Annotated in this window: 19 protein-coding genes and 2 pseudogenes; 11 read left to right on the plus strand and 10 right to left on the minus strand. The window is 58.0% G+C overall.

Annotation, left to right across the window (positions count from 1 at the left end; all coding sequences use genetic code 11):
- Positions 1-58: 58 nt before the first annotated feature.
- A complete protein-coding gene (locus tag H8S59_RS15550; RefSeq protein ID WP_187521994.1) occupies positions 59-1738 on the minus strand; it encodes a VRR-NUC domain-containing protein in 1680 nt (559 codons plus the stop codon).
- Between the two features lie 157 nt (positions 1739-1895).
- On the opposite strand from H8S59_RS15550, the gene H8S59_RS15555 reads away from it, so the two are divergent.
- The gene (locus H8S59_RS15555; protein WP_187521995.1) at positions 1896-2420 is read left to right on the plus strand and encodes a nucleoside 2-deoxyribosyltransferase; all 525 of its coding nucleotides are present in this window, start codon (positions 1896-1898) and stop codon (positions 2418-2420) included.
- 102 nt (positions 2421-2522) lie between these two features.
- On the opposite strand, the gene H8S59_RS15560 is transcribed toward H8S59_RS15555, so the two are convergent.
- Together H8S59_RS15560 and H8S59_RS15565 are read right to left on the minus strand one after the other, a co-directional pair.
- Positions 2523-2753, minus strand: a complete 231-nt coding sequence (locus H8S59_RS15560; protein WP_095098842.1) for a hypothetical protein — start codon at positions 2751-2753, stop codon at positions 2523-2525.
- A 96-nt stretch (positions 2754-2849) separates the two neighbouring features.
- Entirely contained in the window at positions 2850-3752 is a 903-nt protein-coding gene (locus H8S59_RS15565; protein WP_187521996.1) for a LysR substrate-binding domain-containing protein, read from the minus strand.
- 118 nt (positions 3753-3870) lie between these two features.
- Here H8S59_RS15565 and H8S59_RS15570 point away from each other — a divergent pair, with 118 nt between their 5' ends.
- The gene (locus tag H8S59_RS15570; RefSeq protein ID WP_187521997.1) at positions 3871-4959 is read left to right on the plus strand and encodes an AbrB family transcriptional regulator; all 1089 of its coding nucleotides are present in this window, start codon (positions 3871-3873) and stop codon (positions 4957-4959) included.
- Between the two features lie 75 nt (positions 4960-5034).
- A complete protein-coding gene (gene xth / locus H8S59_RS15575) occupies positions 5035-5823 on the plus strand; it encodes an exodeoxyribonuclease III (protein WP_187521998.1) in 789 nt (262 codons plus the stop codon).
- A 204-nt stretch (positions 5824-6027) separates the two neighbouring features.
- On the opposite strand, the gene H8S59_RS15580 is transcribed toward xth, so the two are convergent.
- The 3 genes and pseudogenes from H8S59_RS15580 to H8S59_RS27355 all read right to left on the minus strand — a co-directional run.
- Positions 6028-7272: a D-mannose isomerase gene (locus tag H8S59_RS15580; RefSeq protein ID WP_095098829.1), complete on the minus strand. Its 1245-nt coding sequence runs from the start codon at positions 7270-7272 to the stop codon at positions 6028-6030.
- An 88-nt stretch (positions 7273-7360) separates the two neighbouring features.
- Positions 7361-8224, minus strand: coding sequence for a methyl-accepting chemotaxis protein (locus tag H8S59_RS27350; protein ID WP_425504583.1), 864 nt, complete (start codon positions 8222-8224; stop codon positions 7361-7363).
- Positions 8216-8986: pseudogene (locus H8S59_RS27355) on the minus strand (MCP four helix bundle domain-containing protein); the annotation flags it as partial. The pseudogene H8S59_RS27355 and the gene H8S59_RS27350, both read right to left, overlap by 9 nt.
- Positions 8987-9239: 253 nt before the next feature.
- Between H8S59_RS27355 and H8S59_RS15590 the strand changes: the two are divergent.
- Entirely contained in the window at positions 9240-9722 is a 483-nt protein-coding gene (locus H8S59_RS15590; protein ID WP_187522000.1) for a GFA family protein, read from the plus strand.
- A gap of 17 nt (positions 9723-9739) precedes the next feature.
- Here the strand turns inward: H8S59_RS15590 and H8S59_RS26800 are convergent.
- Positions 9740-9823: pseudogene (locus H8S59_RS26800) on the minus strand (VOC family protein); the annotation flags it as partial.
- A 351-nt stretch (positions 9824-10174) separates the two neighbouring features.
- Between H8S59_RS26800 and H8S59_RS15595 the strand changes: the two are divergent.
- Entirely contained in the window at positions 10175-11317 is a 1143-nt protein-coding gene (locus H8S59_RS15595; RefSeq protein WP_214658352.1) for an alpha/beta hydrolase, read from the plus strand.
- A 124-nt stretch (positions 11318-11441) separates the two neighbouring features.
- Here H8S59_RS15595 and H8S59_RS15600 read toward each other — a convergent pair whose 3' ends face one another.
- Positions 11442-12155, minus strand: coding sequence for a FadR/GntR family transcriptional regulator (locus H8S59_RS15600; protein WP_095098821.1), 714 nt, complete (start codon positions 12153-12155; stop codon positions 11442-11444).
- A gap of 434 nt (positions 12156-12589) precedes the next feature.
- Between H8S59_RS15600 and H8S59_RS15605 the strand changes: the two genes are divergently transcribed.
- From H8S59_RS15605 to pncA, 5 genes are all read left to right on the plus strand, one after another.
- Positions 12590-13939: an MFS transporter gene (locus H8S59_RS15605; protein WP_187522001.1), complete on the plus strand. Its 1350-nt coding sequence runs from the start codon at positions 12590-12592 to the stop codon at positions 13937-13939.
- Between the two features lie 34 nt (positions 13940-13973).
- On the plus strand, positions 13974-15314 hold the full coding sequence (gudD, locus tag H8S59_RS15610; protein WP_187522002.1) for a glucarate dehydratase: 1341 nt from the start codon (positions 13974-13976) through the stop codon (positions 15312-15314).
- A 229-nt stretch (positions 15315-15543) separates the two neighbouring features.
- Complete coding sequence (locus H8S59_RS15615) at positions 15544-16197, plus strand: DUF1345 domain-containing protein (RefSeq protein WP_187522003.1); 654 nt, start codon at positions 15544-15546, stop codon at positions 16195-16197.
- Between the two features lie 61 nt (positions 16198-16258).
- Positions 16259-17215 carry a D-2-hydroxyacid dehydrogenase family protein gene (locus H8S59_RS15620; protein WP_187522004.1) on the plus strand — a complete coding sequence of 319 codons (957 nt, stop codon included), beginning with the start codon at positions 16259-16261 and terminating at the stop codon, positions 17213-17215.
- 174 nt (positions 17216-17389) lie between these two features.
- Positions 17390-18028 carry a bifunctional nicotinamidase/pyrazinamidase gene (pncA, locus tag H8S59_RS15625; RefSeq protein WP_187522005.1) on the plus strand — a complete coding sequence of 213 codons (639 nt, stop codon included), beginning with the start codon at positions 17390-17392 and terminating at the stop codon, positions 18026-18028.
- An 18-nt stretch (positions 18029-18046) separates the two neighbouring features.
- Here the strand turns inward: pncA and H8S59_RS15630 are convergent, their stop codons facing one another.
- Together H8S59_RS15630 and H8S59_RS15635 are read right to left on the minus strand one after the other, a co-directional pair.
- A complete protein-coding gene (locus H8S59_RS15630; protein ID WP_187522006.1) occupies positions 18047-19816 on the minus strand; it encodes a S8/S53 family peptidase in 1770 nt (589 codons plus the stop codon).
- A 56-nt stretch (positions 19817-19872) separates the two neighbouring features.
- Entirely contained in the window at positions 19873-20358 is a 486-nt protein-coding gene (locus H8S59_RS15635; RefSeq protein WP_187522007.1) for a GNAT family N-acetyltransferase, read from the minus strand.
- A gap of 140 nt (positions 20359-20498) precedes the next feature.
- Between H8S59_RS15635 and H8S59_RS15640 the strand changes: the two genes are divergently transcribed.
- A complete protein-coding gene (locus H8S59_RS15640; protein ID WP_095098798.1) occupies positions 20499-21419 on the plus strand; it encodes a formate/nitrite transporter family protein in 921 nt (306 codons plus the stop codon).
- The last annotated feature ends 154 nt before the right edge of the window (positions 21420-21573 follow it).

Consider the following 21573-nt stretch of genomic DNA (forward strand, 5'->3'; position numbering starts at 1 on the left):
AGATAGTTGTAGTTTGTTTGATGAGAGCCATCTTTGTTGGCGAGGCATAGCGTCAGGCTCACGATCTCGCGAACAAGTTCGCTCCTACCGGAATAGCATGCTCCTCCCACTGCACATAACACACCACCACTGGCATATCGTGTTCGGCGCAGAAGTCCAGCCAGCGCAGCTGGTTATCCTGCAGGCGGTCGCCGGGACCTTTGACTTCGATCATTCGATAACGGCGCTCGGCCGGGAAGAACTGGATCAGGTCCGGCATACCGGTGCGGTTGGCTTTGATATCCAGCAGCAGGCGGCGGAACCAGTGCCGAAGGTGGTCGACCGGTAAACAGTGCAGCGCTTGTTCAAGCAGCTCGGGGGTTAATGTGCCCCAGAACACGAACGGCGATTGCAGACCGTATTTGCTCTGGTAGTTCTCACGGATGGTGTCCTGCCAGATACCGGAATCCAGTTGCGCCAGACAGGCATCGAACAGCGCAGCGCGACGCTGATAGAAATCCGGACTGTGCAAATCGCTTGGGCCGCTGTGAAACGGATGGAAAAACGCACCCGGCAATGGCGCGAAAATCGCCGGCCAGCACAGCAAGCCAAACAGCGAATTGATCAGCGCATTTTCGACGTAATACAGCTCGCTGCCCTCTTCCGCCAGATGCAGCTGGATCATCTTCTCGACACTCAAGTCAGGGCGCAGCTCAACGCTCACATCCAGTCGCTCGACTTTGCGGGTGACCCGGCGGACCTTATCGATAAGGCCAAGTTTGCGTTGCAACCGCGGCAATACACGACGTGAATGCTGCAATTCAGCATCGCTTTGCGGCGCTGCCTGAACCTCTTCCAGCAACGTCAGGGCAGCCTGATAGTCCTCACATCGCTCCAAGACCCGAACACGTCGGGATCTGGCACCGGGATAGTTGCTGCGCTCGTACACACTCAACGCCAATGGCCAGTCCTGCTCGCGCTCGGCCTGTTGACCGATCTGGTACAGCGTCTTGCTGCGCCGCATTTCCAGCCAGGGATTGACCGTATCGATTGCCAGCGCGCGCGTTGCCAGTGTTTCCAGTACCCCGCCCTCATCGAGCGCCTGGCGGCAGGCGTGCAGTTCAAGGCAGGTATCGATGTCCGCACGGTCATTGATAGTTCGTGAGTCCAGGGAGAACTCAACCTTTTCATAGCGATACACGCCCAGATCAGCCAGGACGAACTCGGACCATTCCTGATAAAGATTGCCGAAGTACAACAACCGCAAGCGGTCACAGAGCGGCATGACCTTGAGGGCGAAAATCGTTTCGTCGAGCCCTGCATGCCAACTATCCAGGGTTTGTGTGGCCTGATGAAAGGGTTGCAGCAGCTCCAGCAGCTCGTGCTTCCTCTCGGTGCCGCGGATGCCATGGGCCTTGAAACAGGTAGCCAGCTCGGCCTTGCGCAATAAGATAAACAGCTGTTCCAGATTGAGCGCCGGGCGCGGATCAACCCAGCCGTGTACCAGCAAGGGCTGCACCGCTTCCAGCGTGTCGCCCAGTTCCGGATAACTGAGCTTGCTGGCCCGAAACAGCTCGCCCTTGCGCATGACCATACGCACCAGCAAACCCTGAGCGGCTTGTGGCAGTTGCGCAAAGCATTCGATGAATTGCTGTTCTTCCGTATCAAGCAAATCCGCATAGCGTCGGGCAATCCAGCCCAACACCTGGCGGAAATTGTCGAGGTAGTAGAAAGGGTTTTCCAGGGGCGACGTATTCACGGCAACGCTACGCAACAAGACCAGACATATGCGCAAGGATACTGTTTATCCGTACAGATTCCAGCGTTGAATCCATCGCCTGATAAATGGTCTGCGATAACGTAAGGCGTGAAGCGATAGAATCAACGCACGTTAACTGTCATGCCGGAGATCGATCATGCAGATTACTACCGCTCCACGGGTTTATCTGGCGGGGTTCGATGTGTTCCGCAAAGATGCCGTTGAACACGGCCAATACCTCAAGGCCTTGTGCACCGCCCACGGGCTTGAAGGACTTTACCCCTTCGATAACGAAGTCCCTACAGGTCTCTCACCTCAGGAAACTGCGCAACTGATCTGCTCGATGAATATCGCCATGATTCAGCGCAGTACAGCGGTGCTGGCCAATCTGAATGTGTTCCGCGGTCTTGAGCCGGATTCCGGAACGGCGTTTGAAGTCGGCATGGCCATCGCCCTGAACAAGCCGGTATGGGTTTATTTTGATCCGGTGGAATCACTTCGGGACCTGGTGCCCCACGACCTGGATGGCTACGACGAGCACGGCTATCTGGTGGAGGACTTTGCCCTGCCCAGGAACCTGATGCTGGCGTGCACATGGGCGGGCTCCAGTTCGACAGTGGAACTGGCGGTTGAGGCGCTGTCGCTGTATCTGGCGCGGAATGCGCCGGGTCTCGGGAACTAACCGCGCTGTGATGGGGGGAGATTCCAGGTTTGCCCACGTCGTTATTCAGCTGCAGGCCAACCTGGAATCTCACACGATGAAGACCGCTTCAGCCAGCAACACTCAATTCACCGACGAAGAACCCACATCACTGCTGAAGATCGGATCAAGCTTGTCCGAGTCACTGAATTCGTCCAGGCCCAGCACATCCAGGTCGAGATAAGCTTCCGGGTCGGTATCTTCATCAGCGTCGGCGTCATTCAATGGCGACTGATCACCTCCGAACTGATGGTCGATGCGCGCAAAAAACGGCTGCTGAACAACGTGCGTGTAAAACGGCGAAGGTGTCTGCATCTACTGCTCTCCTGATCATTTCCCTGTACCAGCGCTACCAACGAGCCTGCGTAAGCACAGGCTAACCCAGCCTGTAGGAAAATGGAGCTACCTACGTCAGTTCCAGCTTAAAAATTCTCCGCTGCTGTCACGCAACATCTGCACCATGGCTTGCGCTGCAGGTGACAGATAGCCGCCTTTACGGACGGTGCAGCCAATGGTGCGCTTCATCGTCGTTTCCTTCACGACCACTTCACGCAAGTGTTGCATGTTGTTGCCAAACTCGAGGGTCTCCCGGGCAGTGAAACTCAACAGGCTGGTGCGCTCGATCAAACCGGGCAATAAAGGAATCGAATTGGCCTCGATCTGAACCACGGGCAATGGCAGCTGCTGGGCACTGAACGCCTGATCCAGCCATTTGCGGGATGAAACACCCGATGGCGGTAGCACCCAGCGATAGGCGCAAAGATCAGCCATGTGGTATCGGTTTTTGAAGATGGGATGATCCTTGCTGGCGATCACCACCGCTTCATCCTTGAGAATCGGAAAACTCTCGAACTGCTCGTCATCGGTGATCAGGGCACAAATAATCATGTCCAGTTGCCCGGAACGCAGGGATTCACGCAACAGGTCGTCCTGACCGATGACCATCTTCAACGTGACGTCAGGCGCACGCTGCAACAGTGCGGACGTCAATTTAGGCAGCAGATATTCAGCCATGGTGGCCGCACATCCGAGACGAATATTGCCCACCGCACCGCTGGCGAAATCCCGAACTTCGCGCTGGGTCTGGGCGATGTTCTGTTGCAGGACCTTGCCCCTTGCCTGTAACAACTCGCCCACCGGGGTCAGCTTGATCCGCCGACCATCGCGCTGGAACAGCCTCGTGCCGAAAGACTCTTCCAGCCGCTGAATGCTTTTGGTCAACGCAGGCTGACTGCGATTGAGTTTTTGCGCCGCTCGCCCCAAATGGCCCAGCTCGGCAATCGTTTCAAAATAAGCAAGATCGCGAAGATCCATAATTCATCAACCAAAGTTATCAATTCATGACTATTAGAAAATAGACTTGATCGATTGAAGTGTCGATACTCTTGCCGTACGAGCGTCCTGTCTCGCTCGCCTCGCGGAGCCCACCCTCTTGTCACGCGCCTCTGGCTTTTCGCTGCACACCTTGCCTAAACCCGTTCAATGGGCAGCCCTGATTCTGGTCGCAGGGGCGGCCGGTCAACTCCTCAAATACTGGCAGATGCCAGCCGCATTGTTTCTCGGCCCTATGCTGGTTGCCATCTGCTTTGGGGTGATGGGCGCAAATATTCGCCTGCACAAAAATCTGTTTCGCTTGAGCCAGGGCACGGTCGGCGTGCTGATCGCCCACTCGATGACCATGGCGGTTCTGGTCACAGCGCTGCATTCCTGGCACGTCATGCTGTTTGCCACGGCGCTCACGGTAACGCTCAGCGCTGGCGTCGGTTTGTGCCTGGTGCGCTACGCCGGGATCGCGGGCAGCACCGCCGCCTGGGGCACTTCACCGGGTGCAGCATCGGCGATGGTTGCCATGTCGGAAGATTACGGCGCCGACTCGCGGGTCGTCGCCACCATGCAGTACGTGCGGGTAGTCTGCGTCGTGATGGTCGGCGCGGTGGTCAGTCGGCTGATCGGCGTGGAAGGCGGCGGCACCGAAGCCCATAGCGCAGACGTCGAGCTGGAAGGCATGAATCTGCTGAACTTTGCCTTGAGTCTTGCGGTGATTGGAGTCGGCATCATCCTCGCCAGCAAAATCCCGGCGGGGGCCTTGATGGGGCCACTGCTGATCGGTGGCGCTCTACAGCTGAGCGGCCTTTTGCAGATCACTCTGCCCTCCTGGATGTTGACGCTGGCCTATGGCGCAATGGGCAGCTACGTGGGCCTGCGCTTCGATCGCCCGACCATCAAATACGTCTGGCGTCGCATGCCGGCGATGATTCTTGGCTCAATGCTGCTGATCGTGCTCTGTGCGCTTTCAGCCTGGTTGATTGCCGTCATGCTGGACAAGGACTATCTCTCGGTCTACCTGGCCACAAGTCCTGGCGGTCTGGACGCCATGGCGATCATCGCCATCGACACCCACTCGGACGTGGGCTTCGTGCTGGCCATGCAGACCTTGCGGCTGATCGGCGTGATCCTTACGGGCGCGTTCTTCGCCCGGCAGATCATCCGGCTGACCGACAAGAGCGCGACTTCGCACTGACTGCCTGTAATCCATTGAATCTATCGCGCTGGCACCTCTCAAACAGCTAATCACCGCGTCTTTGAGAGGACCACCGTGAGCACAATCAAAATCGCCACGTTCAACATCAATGGCATTCGCAGCCGCCTGCCAATCCTGCTGGACTGGTTGCGCCGCGAAAGTCCGGACGTGGTTTGCCTGCAGGAATTGAAAGCCGCCGACCTGGCCTTCCCCATCGATGAAATACGTGACGCGGGCTACGGCGCCATCTGGCAAGGACAGCCTTCGTGGAACGGCGTGGCGATTCTGGCCAAGGGCATGGAACCACTGGAAATTCGTCGCGGCCTGCCCGGCTTAGAACAAGACAGTCAGAGTCGCTACATCGAAGCGGCAGCGCACGGGGTCATCGTCGGCTGCCTGTACCTGCCCAATGGCAATCCTCAGCCGGGGCCAAAATTCGATTACAAACTGGCATGGTTCGAAAAGCTTATCGAGCATGCCGAGTCGCTCTATTCCAGCGGGCATCCGGTGGTGCTGGCAGGCGATTACAACGTAGTGCCGACCGACGAGGATATTTACAACACGCGGTCATGGCTCAAAGACGCACTCCTTCAGCCGGAGAGTCGCGAGTGCTTTCAGCGCCTGCTGAGCCAGGGCTGGACCGATGCGCTGCGCACGTGCTTTCCAGACGAGCCGATTTATACGTTCTGGGATTATTTTCGTAAACATTGGGAAACCAACTCTGGTTTGCGCATTGATCACTTGCTGCTCAACGCAGAAACCAGCACACGGCTGGAGCGTGCCGGGGTGGACCACTGGCCGCGGAACGAGCCACATCCCAGCGACCATGCACCGACGTGGGTAGAGTTGGAGATGGGGGATTAGTGTGGGATCGAGAAGGCGGCGAGCGGCACTCCCACAGGATTCACTGTCGTGGGACCGGCTTTAGCCGGGAATGGTCCGGTACAGTCGCTGCATTTCCGTCGTCAGTCATGAAGCCTTCCCGGCTAAAGCCGGTCCCACGTCGGCTTGCGGGCGAACATAGAGTCCCCCACAGGGAATCATTGCCTTGCGTGAGACCGCATTGACTCAACCCATCCCCGCCAACGCACTCGCCAGACTCGGTGCCAGCGGCAATACCGGCAACAACGTCGCCTGATACGCGTGATACAGATCCGGCTTGCCGCCCCAGATATCCGCACTGGGCTGGTTGAGCGGGCTGAGCTCGTGGTGCCAGCTGCCCAGCTCGCGATCAATGAATAACGTTTCGTTGAACTCCCAGAAGCGGCGATACCAGTCCTCATACTGCTTTTCGTCCGTGCGCTGCAACAACGCGGCGGCTGCTGCGGCGGCCTCGCAATGGACCCAATGCAGACGATGACGCACCACCGGCTGCTTCTGCCAATCCAGGGTGTAGACAACGCCAGGCAGGCCGTCGACATTCCAGGCATCACGACACGCATTGGCAAACAACTGACGTGCATCAACCAGCAGCCACGACGGGGTCGGCAGTTTCAAACGCTGACGCGATGCCTCCAGGTGCAACAGCAGCCGCGCCCACTCGAAGGCGTGCCCCGGCGTCGTGCCGTACGGGCGGAATCCGTCGGCGCGATTGTCATGGTTGTACTCTGGCAAGGGCTCCCAGGAGAGGCTGAAGTGCTCGATCACCTGATGGTCATTGGCAGCCGCATGACCGTGAATCACCCGCTCGACAATCCGCAAGGCCCGATCCAGCCACTGGGCATCGCCGGTCACATCGGCCAAGGCAAGAAAGGCCTCGGTGCTGTGCATGTTGCTGTTGGCTCCGCGATAGGTTTCCTCTTGCGTCCAGTCGCGAGCGAAGGACTCGCGCATCGCGCCCTCCTCCTCACTCCAGAAACGACGCTGGATCACCTCGATGGCATCCGACAGTAACGCCTGCGCGCCCGGCCGACCTGCAACGACAGCCGAACTGGCCGCCAATGCGACGAAGGCATGCAAGTAAGCCTGCTTGTCGGTTTTACTCTGGTGAGTGAGGGGCGCACTGAACCAGCCACCATGCTCTGCATCCCGCAGCGGCCCTGCCAGCGACGCGATGCCGTGGTCCACCAATGCGGCGCAGCCGGGTATGCCGCGGATGTGAGCCATGGCGAAGCTGTGGGTCATGCGAGCGGTGTTCATGGTTTCGGCGTGAGCGTTTTCCGGCAGGACGCCATGCTCATCAAGATTGCCAAACCCTTGGGGCAGCCGCGAGGCCTTGGCGAAGGTCAGGAGTCGATTGCCTTCGCGGGCCAGCCACTCATGGTGACCGGGGGCGCGAAGCCAACTGCTGAAAAGATTGTTCTTATTGTCCATGAAGCTGTCTCGCCTCTGTCATTGAGCAGAGGCGAATCATGCCCGGCATAACCTGCAAGGAGCAAGCGCCAGGCAATACAGCAGCGAATCAGACCTTGAAGCGCGCCACCACCTGATTCAGATCACCCGCCAGGCGCGACAGCTCGTTGCTGGACGCACTGATCTGGTTGGCACCCTGGGTCGACTGCATGGACAGGTCGCGGATGTTGACGATGTTGCGATCCACTTCCCGAGCAACCTGAGCCTGCTCTTCGGCCGCACTGGCGATGACCAGGTTGCGTTCCGAAATCTGGTTGATGGATGAGGTGATATCCGTCAGCGATGCACCGGCACCTTGAGCCAGAGTCAGGGTTTCGTTAGCGCGTTCGCTGCTGGTCAGCATGGATTCCAGTGCCTGAGCAGAACCGCTGCGCATGGCGCTGACCATCTTGTCGATTTCCAGTGTGGACTGCTGGGTGCGATGCGCCAGAGCCCTGACCTCGTCAGCCACGACGGCGAAACCACGCCCGGATTCACCCGCCCGCGCTGCTTCAATCGCCGCGTTGAGTGCCAACAGGTTGGTCTGCTCGGCAATGGAGCGGATCACGTCGAGCACCTTGCCAATATCCTGCGACTGATCAGCCAGGCTCTGCACCAGCGCCGAAGTCGCCTGGACGTTATCGGTCAGAGTCTGAATTGACTGCACGGTTTCCACGACCCGGGCCTGACCCGCCAGAGCCGAACGATTGGAGTGGTTCGATGCATCGGAGGTGGACACGGCGTTGCGCGCCACTTCTTCCACGGCCGAGGTCATCTCGTTGATAGCGGTAGCCGCTTGATCGATTTCAGCATTCTGCTGGTGCAGGCCGCGGTAGCTGTCTTCGGTCACCGAGTTCAGCTCGGTGGCAGCCGAAGCAAGCTGTGTCGCGGAGCTGCCAATGTGCTGCATGGCCGCGCGCAAGTTGCCCTGCATCTTGTCCAGCGCAACCAGTAAACGGGTCACTTCATCGCTGCCATCCACCGTGATGCGTTGAGTCAGATCACCATTTGCGACGTTTTCCGCGGCCGTCACGGCCACCTCCAGCGGACGCACGATGCTGCGGGTCAGCAGCAAGGCCAGGACAATGGTGCCCAGGCCAGCAATCACCACGAAAATGAACACGATGTTGCGCGACTGATCGTACTGCTGTTCGGCAGCCTTGCCCTCTGCATCCACACGCTGGACATAAAAATCGGCCAGATCAGACAGCTGTTTGCCAGAGCCATCGACGATGGTCTTCATGTCCACCAGGAGTAACTTGTTCAGCGCCTCACGGTCGTTCTGCGCAGCGATTACAAATGATTTATCGAGCGCTTTCTGATACTCACCCAACGTTGCCCGAAACTGATCGCTGAGGACTTTTTCCTCCGGGGTATCAACGAACGAAGCGAAAGTGTCGAGCTTCTTGCTCAGATCCTGATTGCGCACGTCGAGCTGGCTGCGATACGTCGGAATATTTTTAGGGTCCGGGTCCAGGGCCATACGCAAAGAAATCGTGCGAATGCGCAGCATGTTTTCACGAATATCGCCGACGACACGCATGCTGGGTAACCAGTTGGTTTCAACCGCGACCTCACTCTGACGAATCGTCGACATCTGAACCATGGCAAACCAGCCAAGCAAGGCGACCAGCAAGGAGATGAGCGTGAAGCCAAGACCGGCTCGGCGGGCGATGGTCAAATTGCGTAGGTTCATGAGGGGAGCTCTTGTTATTGGCAGGAGGGTCAAACTGGGCAACGTAAAGTTGTAGGACAACCCAAATATCGACCGACGAGCGGCATTCTTGAGCGAGGAAGCAGGCTGAGGCGGCGATTATTTCCGAATATTTCCCAAACAGATTGTCAGGGGCCGACGAACGCTCTGTGCAAACCGGCAATAACTTTGTCTAGACCTTAAGGCTTAACCAAAGACACGCCAGGCTTCTGAGCGTTTTAACGGAGAACACATCATGCATCTGGAAGGTTCATGCCATTGCGGCGAAGTCGAGTTCAGCCTCAACAGCGCCCATCCCTACCCTTATCAACGCTGCTACTGCTCGATCTGCCGCAAAACGCAGGGTGGAGGCGGCTATTCGATCAATCTGGGCGGCGACGCGAAAAGCCTGAAGGTTAAAGGCCGGGAAAACATTTCGATTTATCACGCGAAAATCTGCGAAGACCACCACGTCAGAGTCAGCAGCGCCGAGCGGCATTTCTGCAAATTGTGCGGCAGCGGCCTGTGGTTGTTCAGCCCGGAATGGCCCGAGCTGATTCACCCGTTTGCGTCAGCCATCGACACGGCACTGCCATCGCCACCAGAGAATACTCACCTGCTACTGGACTCCAAGGCATCCTGGGTCGAGGTGTACGTGCACGACGGCGACAAGCAATTCGATGAGTACCCGAAAGAATCCATTGCCGAGTGGCATGAGCGGCTGGGATTGGTGCGCTGAAGCCAGCCACACAAAACTTAAACCTGCTCCGGGATTTCGATCGGATTCAAATCCGGGTCACGTACATAGACCGAGCGCATCGACCCGACAGCACCAGTGCGCATTTCCTGCGGGAACAGCCCCGTCGTCCAGACGCCGCACTGTCGCGCAGCAAACATAAAATCTGTAGGAGCTGCCGAAAGCTGCGATCGCGGTGTTTCAGGAGAAATGCTTCGCAGCCTTCGGCAGCTCCTACAGACAAGTATTCCAAATCAGATAGTTGTCGTTTGTTTGATGAAAGTGAGCTTGGTCGCGATTCGATTTCCTGGTCGACAAATTTATCGCATGAACTGACGCTATCGCGAGCAAACGGAAGCTGGCAGCCGACGGAACGCTCGTGGCAAAGTGCAGTTCATCTCGTAATCACACGCTGAAGAGAACCCCGAATCTTGGCCAAACACCGAATCGTATGCCTGTTCCCCGCCCTACTTGCACTTCAGGCCTGCGCGTCATCGGCCAGCAACGATCATCTGACACAAAGCTTTGCCGACTATCGTCAGCAGACGCTGGAATGGATACAGCAGCACCGAAGTTTCCAGACTGCGGACCGTTCCGCCGAGCTGCAATGGAACGCGCCGCAGGAATGGCGACCAACAGGTACGCCCAAAGGCGGCGTCTTGCTGGTTCATGGTCTGGGTGACTCGCCGTGGTCGTTTCATGACATCGGCGCACAGCTTGCTGCTCAGGGGTTTCTGGTGCGTACCGTGCTGCTGCCCGGTCACGGTACGCAGCCGTCGGACATGCTCGATGTCACGCTGGAGCAGTGGCAGAGCGTGGTTCGGGAACAAGCGCACACGCTTAGCCGTGAAGTGCCCAAGGTGTATCTCGGCGGGTTTTCCACCGGGGCCAATCTGGTGCTGGACTACGCCTACGATCACGACGAAATCGCCGGGTTGGTGCTGTTCTCTCCGGCCTTTCGCTCAGACAGCCCCTACGCCTGGGCGACGCAGTGGATCGCGTGGGCGCGCCCGTGGCTGGCGAGCCCCAAAGACCCGCTACGCCCGCTGCAAACACCGCTGCGCTATCTGAATGTGCCCACTAATGGCTTTGCCCAGTTCTATCGCAGCAGCGTGCTGGCGCAAGATCGCCTGAGCGAGCGCCGCTACGACAAGCCGGTGTTCATCGCCATTACCCAGCACGACTCGGTGCTGGATACCTACTACGTTCTGGAGAATTTCAATCAGCGTTTCAGCAACCCCGCAAGTCGCCTGATCTGGTACGGAGACAGCCCGAAGGACGCCGCAAAAACATCCCGTGTACTGGTGCGCAAGGACTACCTGCCTGAATACCGAATCAGCCAGTTCTCGCACATGGGCCTGCTGTTCTCCCCGGAAAATCCGTTGTACGGCGTGAATGGCAAGCAGCGCATTTGCTGGAACGGTCAGGAAACGACCGACATGCAGAAATGCCTGGCGGGTGATCAGGTGTGGTATTCGGACTGGGGTTACCGCGAAGCGGGCAAAGTCCATGCGCGCCTGACGTTCAATCCCTGGTTCGAGTGGCAGACGGGGGTGATGCTGCAGGTGCTGGGGGATGCGCAGAAGTTTTCTAAATAGCGCTTTACTCTGACGTGGGACCCGCTTTAGCCGGGAATAGGCCAGTACAGTCACTAAAAAAGGGTCGGTAGAGATACCGCCTTCCCGGCTAAAGCCGATCCCACGTCAGCTTGCGGGTAACCACTCAATCCAGCGGCGCGAAGCGTTCGCGACTGTTACTCAAGTGCGTCCACATCGCTGCACGGGCTGCATCCGGGTCCTGGCGGCGGATCGCGGCGAGCAGCGCCTCGTGTTCCAGATTGGCCAGATACCCGTGATGAGCGAGGTTGGCGCCTGCCCTTTCACTTGAGGCAATTCGACTGCGGGGTATGATCGCGCTGCCCAGGTGCTGCATGATTTCCGTGTAATACGAATTGCCGGTGGCTTCCGCGATCAGCATGTGAAAGCGCCAGTCGGCTTCCACGCAACTATCCTCATTGGCCAACAGGTCCTGATAGTCATCCAGAGCCTGGCGCATCGCGGCCAGCTGCTCGTCGGTCCGGCGCAACGCCGCCAGAGCCACGGCCTGGGTTTCCAGACCGATACGCAACTCGATCATGTCTCGCACACTGGCGGCGGTTTCAACCTTCAGATGCAGCCCTGTCTGGTTGCCCCGCTCCAGCACAAAGGTACCGACGCCGTGATGGGTTTCCACCAGACCGGAAGCCTGCAATTTGGAGATGGCCTCGCGAACTACCGTGCGGCTGACACCGTGCTCACGAACGATCTGATTTTCCGAAGGCAGCTTCTGCCCCGGCGGGATCTTGCCGAGCAGAATCCGCTGACTCAGTTCGGTCACCAGGTCCGTCGCCAGATTGTGAGGTCGGCGCTTCGGTGCCTGACGTGTGGGCTGTTGCATGAAGACCTGTCCTGGACGCCAATTTCGCCGGGATCATAGCACCGCAAAGAAGCTGCTTGTCATACAAGCAAACCCGGATGAACTCATCTGACTTGTATGACAACACATCAAGTCAGGCCGACCCGACACGTCCCCGAAAGCGCCATGACTCAAGGCCTGACGAAGATTTCTGAATAAATCAGGAAATGACGAACTAATAAAAATTCAGCTGCAAATAACTCATAAGCCTTTGTTTTAAATATATTAATAAACAAAATCCGCACTTGTTCAGTCCATTTAAAACTCGCCAGACGACCGGGATTACTTCGCAGAAATTTCCGCAAAAACCAGCTAAATGCCTCTTGCGCAGCCAATATCTACTTGTATGATGTCCATCAACACAAGCCAGCAGCTTGTACTGACCCGCATAAAAATAACGAGTGGGAGATTCATCCTTGAACGCATCCAGTACCCGGACGGGTGATGGGGCCGATTCGACTTTGGTTTCAGCTGTCTCCAAGGTCAAACGCCACATCCTGCCACTGTTCGTCATCATGTTTATCGTCAACTACATTGACCGCGTGAACATCGGCTTTGTGCGCTCGCACATGGAACATGACCTGGGCATCGGCGCAGCCGCCTATGGCTTTGGTGCCGGCCTGTTCTTCATCGGTTACGCGTTGTTCGAAGTTCCTTCCAACATGCTTCTGCAAAAAGTCGGTGCCCGCATCTGGCTGACACGGATCATGTTCACCTGGGGCATCGTCGCCACCTGCATGGCCTTCATCCAGAACGAAACCCACTTCTATATCCTGCGCTTCCTGCTGGGTGTTGCCGAAGCCGGCTTCTTCCCGGGCGTGATCTATTACTTCACCCGCTGGTTGCCGGGTGTAGAGCGCGGCAAAGCCATTGCGATCTTCCTCAGTGGCTCGGCCATTGCCTCGCTGATTTCCGGTCCGCTCTCTGGCCTGCTCCTGCAGATCAGCGGGTTCGGCATGAAAGGCTGGCAGTGGATGTACTTCATTGAGGGCATGTTCTCGGTAGGCCTGTGTGCTTTTGTCTGGTTCTGGCTCGACTCCAAACCCCATGACGCCAAATGGCTGACCCGCGAAGAACAGGACGCACTGGTGAACGCGATTGATGAAGAGCAACGGGCGCGTGAAGCTGCCAATCCGGTCAAAGCGTCCATTGGCAAGTTGCTCAAGGATCGGCAGATCATCCTTTTCTGCCTGATTTACTTCTTCATCCAGTTGACGATCTATGCTGCGACCTTCTGGCTGCCAAGCATCATCAAGAAGATGGGTGACCTCAGTGACATTCAGGTCGGGCTGTTCAACTCGATTCCCTGGTTGCTGTCGATCGTCGGCATGTACGCTTTTGCCGCCATGTCAGCCAAGTGGAAGCGTCAACAGGCCTGGGTCGCCGCTGCATTGCTGATCGCGGCTGCCGGGATGTTCATGTCCACAACGGGCAGCCCGGTGTTTGCCTTCGTTGCGATCTGCTTTGCTGCGCTAGGCTTCAAGTCCGCATCGTCGCTGTTCTGGCCCATTCCCCAGGCTTACCTGGACGCTCGTATCGCGGCGGCGGTGATTGCCTTGATCAACTCGGTAGGCAACCTCGGCGGTTTCGTCGCGCCCACCACGTTCGGCTTGCTGGAACAACACACCGGCTCGATCCAGGGCGGCCTGTATGGTTTGACGGCTACCTCAATCATTGCCGCCATCATCGTTTTCGCTGCACGCAATACACCGAAGCCCGGCAAGATCCCGGCAGAGCCAACGGCTCCAACGGCCGCCCACTCTTGACCGCCCGCTACGATTATTAAAAGGACCTATAACAATGAATCAGAACCTGAGCAAAGCACCTGTTATCACCAGCATGCAGGTCGTCCCGGTCGCCGGTCATGACGACATGCTGCTCAACCTCAGCGGCGCCCATGGCCCCTACTTCACCCGCAACATCGTCATCCTGCAGGACAATGCCGGGCACACCGGCGTAGGTGAAGTACCAGGCGGCGAACGCATTCGCCAGACGCTGGAAGATGCGCGGCAACTGGTGGTGGGCAGCTCGATTGGCACCTACCAGAAAATCCTGAATGACGTGCGCAAGACCTTCGCCGAACGAGATGCCGGTGGGCGCGGCTTACAGACCTTCGACTTGCGCATCACCATTCACGCCGTGACCGCCCTTGAAGCAGCACTGCTGGACTTGCTCGGTCAGCACCTGGACGTGCCGGTCGCAGCCTTGCTCGGTGAAGGCCAGCAGCGCGACGAAGTGAAAATGCTTGGCTACCTGTTCTACGTAGGTGATCAGGGCAAAACCAATCTGGATTACCGTAAGGAACCGGATGCCGATAACGACTGGTTCCGTGTCCGCCATGAAGAGGCCCTGACGCCGGAGGCGGTCGTTCGTCTCGCAGAAGCGGCTCAGGCGCGCTACGGCTTTCAGGATTTCAAACTGAAAGGCGGCGTGCTCAGCGGCGACGCGGAAATCGAGGCCGTCACCGCCCTGGCCGAACGCTTCCCGGACGCCCGGATCACTCTCGACCCGAATGGCGCGTGGTCACTGAAAGAAGCGATTCGTCTGTGCCGCGATCAGCACCATGTGCTGGCCTACGCCGAAGACCCCTGCGGCGCGGAAAACGGCTTCTCCGGTCGTGAAGTCATGGCTGAATTCCGCCGTGCGACCGGCCTGAAAACCGCCACCAACATGATCGCCACCGACTGGCGTGAAATGGGCCATGCGATTCAGCTGCAGTCAGTGGACATTCCACTCGCCGACCCACACTTCTGGACCATGCAGGGGTCGGTGCGGGTGGCGCAAATGTGCAACGAATGGGGCCTGACCTGGGGCTCGCACTCCAATAATCACTTCGATATTTCCCTGGCGATGTTCACCCATGTGGCCGCCGCCGCACCGGGAGATATCACCGCCATCGACACTCACTGGATCTGGCAAGACGGCCAGCGCCTGACCCGCAAACCGCTCCAGATCATCGGTGGCGCCGTGCAAGTACCGAAGAAACCGGGACTGGGCGTCGAGCTGGACATGGATCAGGTGCACAAGGCGCACGAACTCTACAAAGGCATGGGCCTGGGTGCTCGTGACGATGGCGTCGCCATGCAGTTCCTGGTGCCGGACTGGAAATTCAACAACAAGCAGCCGTGTCTGGTGCGGTGACATCCATCACCACCTGAATGAACGCTATTCCGGTAGGAGCCAACTTGTTGGCGAGTCGTCGCAGCTACGTACGCAGGCCTGCCGTCTCGCGAACAAGTTCGCTCCTACCGAAGAACTGAAACCCTTGCCAAGCTGGCATACGACGCGTAACCCCCTTGCGCGTCGTTTTTTATTCCGCCATAAAAGCCCGTGCTAATGTTCGTGAATCATCCGTCATGAAGTCCGGCCCATGTCACATATCGCTCACACCCATCCACGTTTGAGCATCGCCACCGCGCTGGGTCTCGCCAGCGGGCTTGCCGCAGCAATCATCACTCCGCACATATCCATCACCAGCAAGTGCCTGATTGCCTGGAACGTCGCCGTCTGGGTGTATCTGGTATTGATCCTGATCCGCACGTTTCGCACCAATGCGGCCGACGCGGAACGTATCTCCATGGTCGAGGATGAAAACGCCGGTCTGGTACTGGTCACTGTGTGCGTAGCAGCACTGGCCAGCCTCGCGGCAATCACGCTGGAACTGGCTGGCAGCAAGACGATGACCACGGATGACCGGGCGCTTCACTACGCCTTCACCGCCCTGACAGTCGTAGGCTCGTGGCTGGTCACCGGGGTGATTTTCAGCCTGCATTACGCCCGCCTGTTTTATACCTGGAAGGGTAAAGAGCCCGCCCTGCGCTTCGCGGATGGCGAGAAGCACCCGGATTACTGGGACTTCCTGTATTTCTCCTTCACTCTCAGCGTCGCGGTGCAAACCTCGGACGTGGGCGTCGCGACGCCAGGCCTGCGCAGGATCGTCCTGGCCCAGAGCCTGATCGGTTTCATCTTCAACACGGCGATTCTCGGCTTTTCGATCAATCTTGCTGCCGGGCTGTTTGGCTAAGGGGAAATCTGGCGCTAATGTGGCAACACAATTCTGAAAACGCGGCAGAGGCAAATCCGAGATGACGCAAACGAAAATCGCAGTGCTGGATGACTGGCAATCCGTAGCCAGTGACGTCGTGGACTGGTCGGTCCTGAACGGCATCGGCGAAGTCAGCTTTCTTCATGAATACCCTGCCGATACCGCCACCATGGCGGCACGTTTGCAGGCCTTCACGGTGATTTGTGTGATGCGCGAGCGGACGATTTTCGATGACGCCCTGCTCAGCCAATTGCCAAACCTCAAACTGCTGGTGACTGGCGGCATGCGCAACGCGGCGATTGACGTCAAAGCCGCCGGACGACTGGGCATTCAGGTGTGTGGTACGGAGAGCTACAAGCACGCCGCACCGGAGCTAACGTGGGCGCTGATCATGGGTGTAACCCGCAATCTGGTGGACGAAGCCAATTCGTTACGCAGCGGTCAGTGGCAGGTCGGCATTGGCAGTGATCTGCATGGTAAAACCTTGGGTATTCTCGGACTCGGCAGCATTGGCAAATGGATCGCCCGCTATGGTCTGGCATTTGGCATGAAAGTCATTGCCTGGAGTGAAAACCTCACGGTTGAAGCGGCCGCTGAATCCGGCGTGACGTATGTCAGCAAGCAGGAGCTGTTCGAGCAGTCGGATATTCTGTCGATCCATCTGGTGCTCGGCGACCGCAGCCGTGGATTAGTGGATGCGCAGGCGCTGGGCTGGATGAAACCGACGTCTTACCTGATCAACACTTCACGTGGCCCTATTGTCGACGAAGCTGCACTGATTGAAACCCTGCAACAGCGGCGCATCGCCGGTGCGGCGCTGGATGTGTTTGCCATCGAGCCGCTACCTGTCGAGCATCCGTTTCGGACACTGGATAACCTGCTCGCGACGCCGCATGTGGGCTACGTTACCGAGAACAACTACCGGATGTTCTACAGCCAGATGATTGAAGACATTCAGGCGTGGAGTGCGGGTGCGCCGATTCGAGTGTTTGGTTAAATTCCGAGTTGGAACACAGCCCCTGTGGGAGCGGTGCTTGCCCGCGATAAGGCTTGACGCGATCTAAAGTGAACCGCGTCTAGCCTTATCGTCGGAATGCCGCCCAGACCAAGCACCGCTCCCACAGGGGCATGCATTCACAGAGATATCATCAGAAGTTTCAGGAGCAACACCATGAACCCAAACGCATTCGGTCTCGACAGCGTGCTGCTGGTCATCGACATGCAATACGACTTCATGCCCGGAGGCGCGCTGGCAGTGGCCGAGGGTGATGCATTGGTGCCGCTGATCAACCGTCTCGGTCAGCAATTTCAAGGCGTGGTCATCACGCAGGACTGGCATCCAGCAGGGCATATCTCGTTTGCCTCCAGCCATTCGAGCCGCTTGCCATTCGAGATCACTACCCTGCCCTATGGTCCGCAAACCCTCTGGCCGGACCACTGCATTCAAGGCAGCCACGGCGCACAACTGCATGAGGATCTGGACCTGCCCCATGCGCAGTTGATTTTGCGCAAAGGCTGTAACTCGCACATCGACAGCTATTCAGCGTTTCTCGAAGCCGACCGCGAGACACCGACGGGTCTGGCCAGCTACCTGAAGGAGCGCGGCGTCCAGAACGTGTTCGTGGCAGGCCTGGCGCTGGACTTCTGCGTGGCATGGTCAGCACTGGATGCCAGAGCCGCCGGGTTCACCACCCTGGTCATCGCCGACGCCTGCCGCGCCATCGACATGAATGGCTCACTGAACAAAGCCTGGCTGGACATGACTGCGGCGGGCGTGACCCGCATCGAAAGCAGCGAATTGCTCAAATAGCCGCTCAACTACAGCGGATCATCGCTCCCGCTTGAGGCTCTGTACCGACAGATCCAGCGCCTTCTGCATGTCCAGACGCGCGGAACGACCGATGTTCTTGTCGTCCATCTGGTAATTGCGCTCAGAGGGCAGGATCGGCGCCGTCAGGTCATCGGCATCCATGGCTTCGAAATCGAAGTTGCCACCAATGGGCATGGCGCTGCGGCGCAACAGCATGCGCAGCTGCTCCGGGGTCAGCTTCGGGTTGATCGACAGCATGGCCGCGACAATCCCGGTGACCATCGGCGTGGCGTAGGAAGTACCGCAATGCACCGCGCCCTGCTCACCCGCTGTAAGGGTCGATGCCCGTGTGCAGGCTGCCGCCATGATATCGACGCGGCTATCAACGTTGGATGACTCGCGTTTCTCGACGTAAGCCGGGTCATCGATGGGCAGATCGTCATCCTTGCTGCGCTGATGCCCCCCCACAACAAGCAACTGATCCGTGATGAACGAAGACGGCAAGCGGTACTCATCCGTGCCGGAGAACGACGAGCCGTTACCCGCCGAGTTGATCACCACCACGTCGGGGTGCTTGCGCCGCAGCCAGAGAAAAAACTCTTCCAGTAGTTCTTCATAGCCGGACATGGCGATGCCAGACCTGAGCAATGAATCCACTTCATCGCCCTGCACGTTTTTCGCGCCGACACGATGCAGCCCCCAACTCCAGTTGAGCACCCGCGCGCCATCTTCCACCAGATTCACCGATGCCGCGACGTTCGCCGTGATACCGGCATCGGAGTTGCGCTCGACAATCACCTCGAAGCCATCACTTACGCCATCCAGCGCGCGCAGAAACCCGCTATTGCCGCCTTTCGCAGTGTCCGCTGCGAGAATGCCTGCCACGGTGGAGCCGTGCCCATCAGGCTTTTTCGCGTCACGGGCGTACAGGCAGGTGCGCGGTTTGCCTGATTTGCAGTTACCCAGGTAATCGGCAAAGTCCGGGGAATCGAAGTCCACCTCGCGCTCGATGATCCCGATGCGGATCGGCACGGGCTTGATCGGCGATGTGACGGCGGGAATCCTGCGCTGATAGTAGTTGACCGCGTCCATGAAACGGTTGGCCGCCCACTGATCCTGAGTCGGCTTGGCCTGCTTGCCATCGCTGGGTGCTGCTTCACCTTCGGGGGATTCAGCGGCCGACTCCTCGACCACCACTGCATCGACACTGACCTCACTGCCCATGCGCAGCACCATGGCGTCGCGCTGCACCAGATCAGTCACTGGCAGGCGCAATTGATAAGTGTTGAGCGGCGCGATGGACCCGACCACTGTGGCGCCGTACTTTTTCGCAATGCGCTCCGCCTCTTCCGCGCCCTGGAATTTTTCTTCAATGATGACACTGACCAGATCCACGTAACTGGTCAGGCCGTCCATGTTTTTGGCGACTTGCTGTGGCGTGGCTGCCAATACGTGACTGCCTGCCATGCTCAGCCACACGGCATTGCTGCTCTGCCCCTCCTGCTCCAGCCACAATGGGCCGCTGCGCCAGTCAGCAGCGCTCAGGCGCAACTTGAGTCGCTCACCATCACGCTCAATCACATGGCCGGGCACCGCTTTGCCATCCAGCTTGAGCTGCACAGCCCCGGGTTTCAGACCGCGTACGCCGAGGCAGAACGTTTGCTGATCGCGGGCCAGCAGATCGTCACAACGCTGCATCCGCTCCAACCGTAATGCCTCGTCGGCCTGTACGGGTGAGACACCTGCCAAAGCAGCCATGAACACGGGAAATACGGTGCGACTGAGCATTTAACAATCCTGAGGAACGCGGCGATAGCAGTCTGACTACTGCCTCACGTCAGGGTTCAGGATCCACCCAGCGCGAAACGCTTGAGGCTCTCCCCTTCCATTCGATACCGCACCCACTCGTCCTGAGGCTCTGCGCCAATGGACTTGTAGAAATCGATGGCAGGCTGATTCCAGTCCAGCACGCTCCATTCGAAACGGCCGCATCCGTTGTCATGGGCGACTTTCGCCAGATGACGCAACAGGTATTTGCCTGCACCGACACCGCGATGTTCGAGTGACACAAACAGATCCTCCAGGTACAAGCCTTTACGCCCCTGCCATGTGGAATAGTTGAAGAAATACACGGCAAAACCGATTGGCTGGTCATCCAGCAGGCAGATCAACGCCTTTGCCGGAGAGGCTTCGTCAAACAGGCTACGCTCGATATCAGAGACGTCCGCCAGCACTTCATGTTCGGCCTTTTCATAAATGGCCAGTTCAGTAATGAAGCCCAGAATTACCTTGGCATCAGCTCTGGTAGCTTCACGAATCTGCAACGTCACGACTCTCTCCTTTTAATGATGGCTTTTTATGATTGACCCGGACGCCCACCAGCGAACGACCCGCGGTGAATTGTGTCTCAACCATCAGCCCGGCGCAGCATTAAAACATCTACGCCTTCACTCGCATTTAAGGATGTTGTATGGAAGACAAAACAGAAGGCAGAACCCCCGGGTTATCCGCAGAAGAAGAACGCGAAGTCGACGAGAACCAGCCGCCCCGTGCGGCGGTGCTCCACGAGACCATTCGCATTCAGGGCGATCATGAGCTGGAGCGAAGTGTTGCGGCACTCTGGTGGTCGGCGCTGGCTGCGGGCTTGACCATGGGCCTGTCGTTGATGGCCATGGGATTATTCAAGTCGCGCTTGCCGGATATCGAATCCAGCCATGTCATCGCCAGCCTCGGTTATTCCGCCGGTTTTCTCGCGGTGATCCTCGCTCGTCAGCAACTTTTCACCGAAAACACCCTGACGGCGGTGCTGCCGGTCATGAGCAAGCCGACCTTGAGCAACCTCGGTCGGTTGTTCAGGTTGTGGGGTGTAGTCCTCTTCGGCAACCTGTGCGGCACGTTGCTGGTGGCTTATGTGATGTTGAACTTGCCGATTTTCGATAGCCAGACCGACAAGGCATTTCTGGAAATCGGCCGCAAGGTGATGGAAAACGACGTCATTCACATGTTTTCCAAAGGCATCGTGTCCGGCTGGATGATCGCCACCATGGTGTGGATGATCGCTTCCATGGAAGCCGCGAAGATCTGGATCATCGTGCTGATCACTTACCTCATGGCCCTCGGTGATTTCACCCACATCGTGGTGGGCTCGGCCGAAGCGTCGTATCTGGTGTTTGCCGGCGAATTGTCCTGGAGCGACTTCTGGCTGGTTTTCGCGGCGCCAACGCTCGCCGGTAACATCATTGGTGGCAGCTTCATCTTCGCCATTCTCAGCCATGCGCAGATCCGCAGCGAAAAAGACACCACTGCCAAGCTGGAGCGGGACCGGTTGAAAAGGATCGAAGAGAAGAAGCGGCTGAAGGAAGAAGAGCAGGCTGCTGCTACCTCCAAGTAATCTGAACAGGAATGCTGCCCCTGTACTGGAATGCTATCTCCTGTGGGAGCGGTGCTTGCCCGCGATAAACGATAACGCGGTATGTCTCTTAATCGCGTCTCATGTATCGCGGGCAAGCACCGCTCCCACACAAGCCTTGCTCCAACTGGAGATC

This window comes from Pseudomonas folii (assembly GCF_014357575.1).
GTDB lineage: Bacteria > Pseudomonadota > Gammaproteobacteria > Pseudomonadales > Pseudomonadaceae > Aquipseudomonas > Aquipseudomonas folii.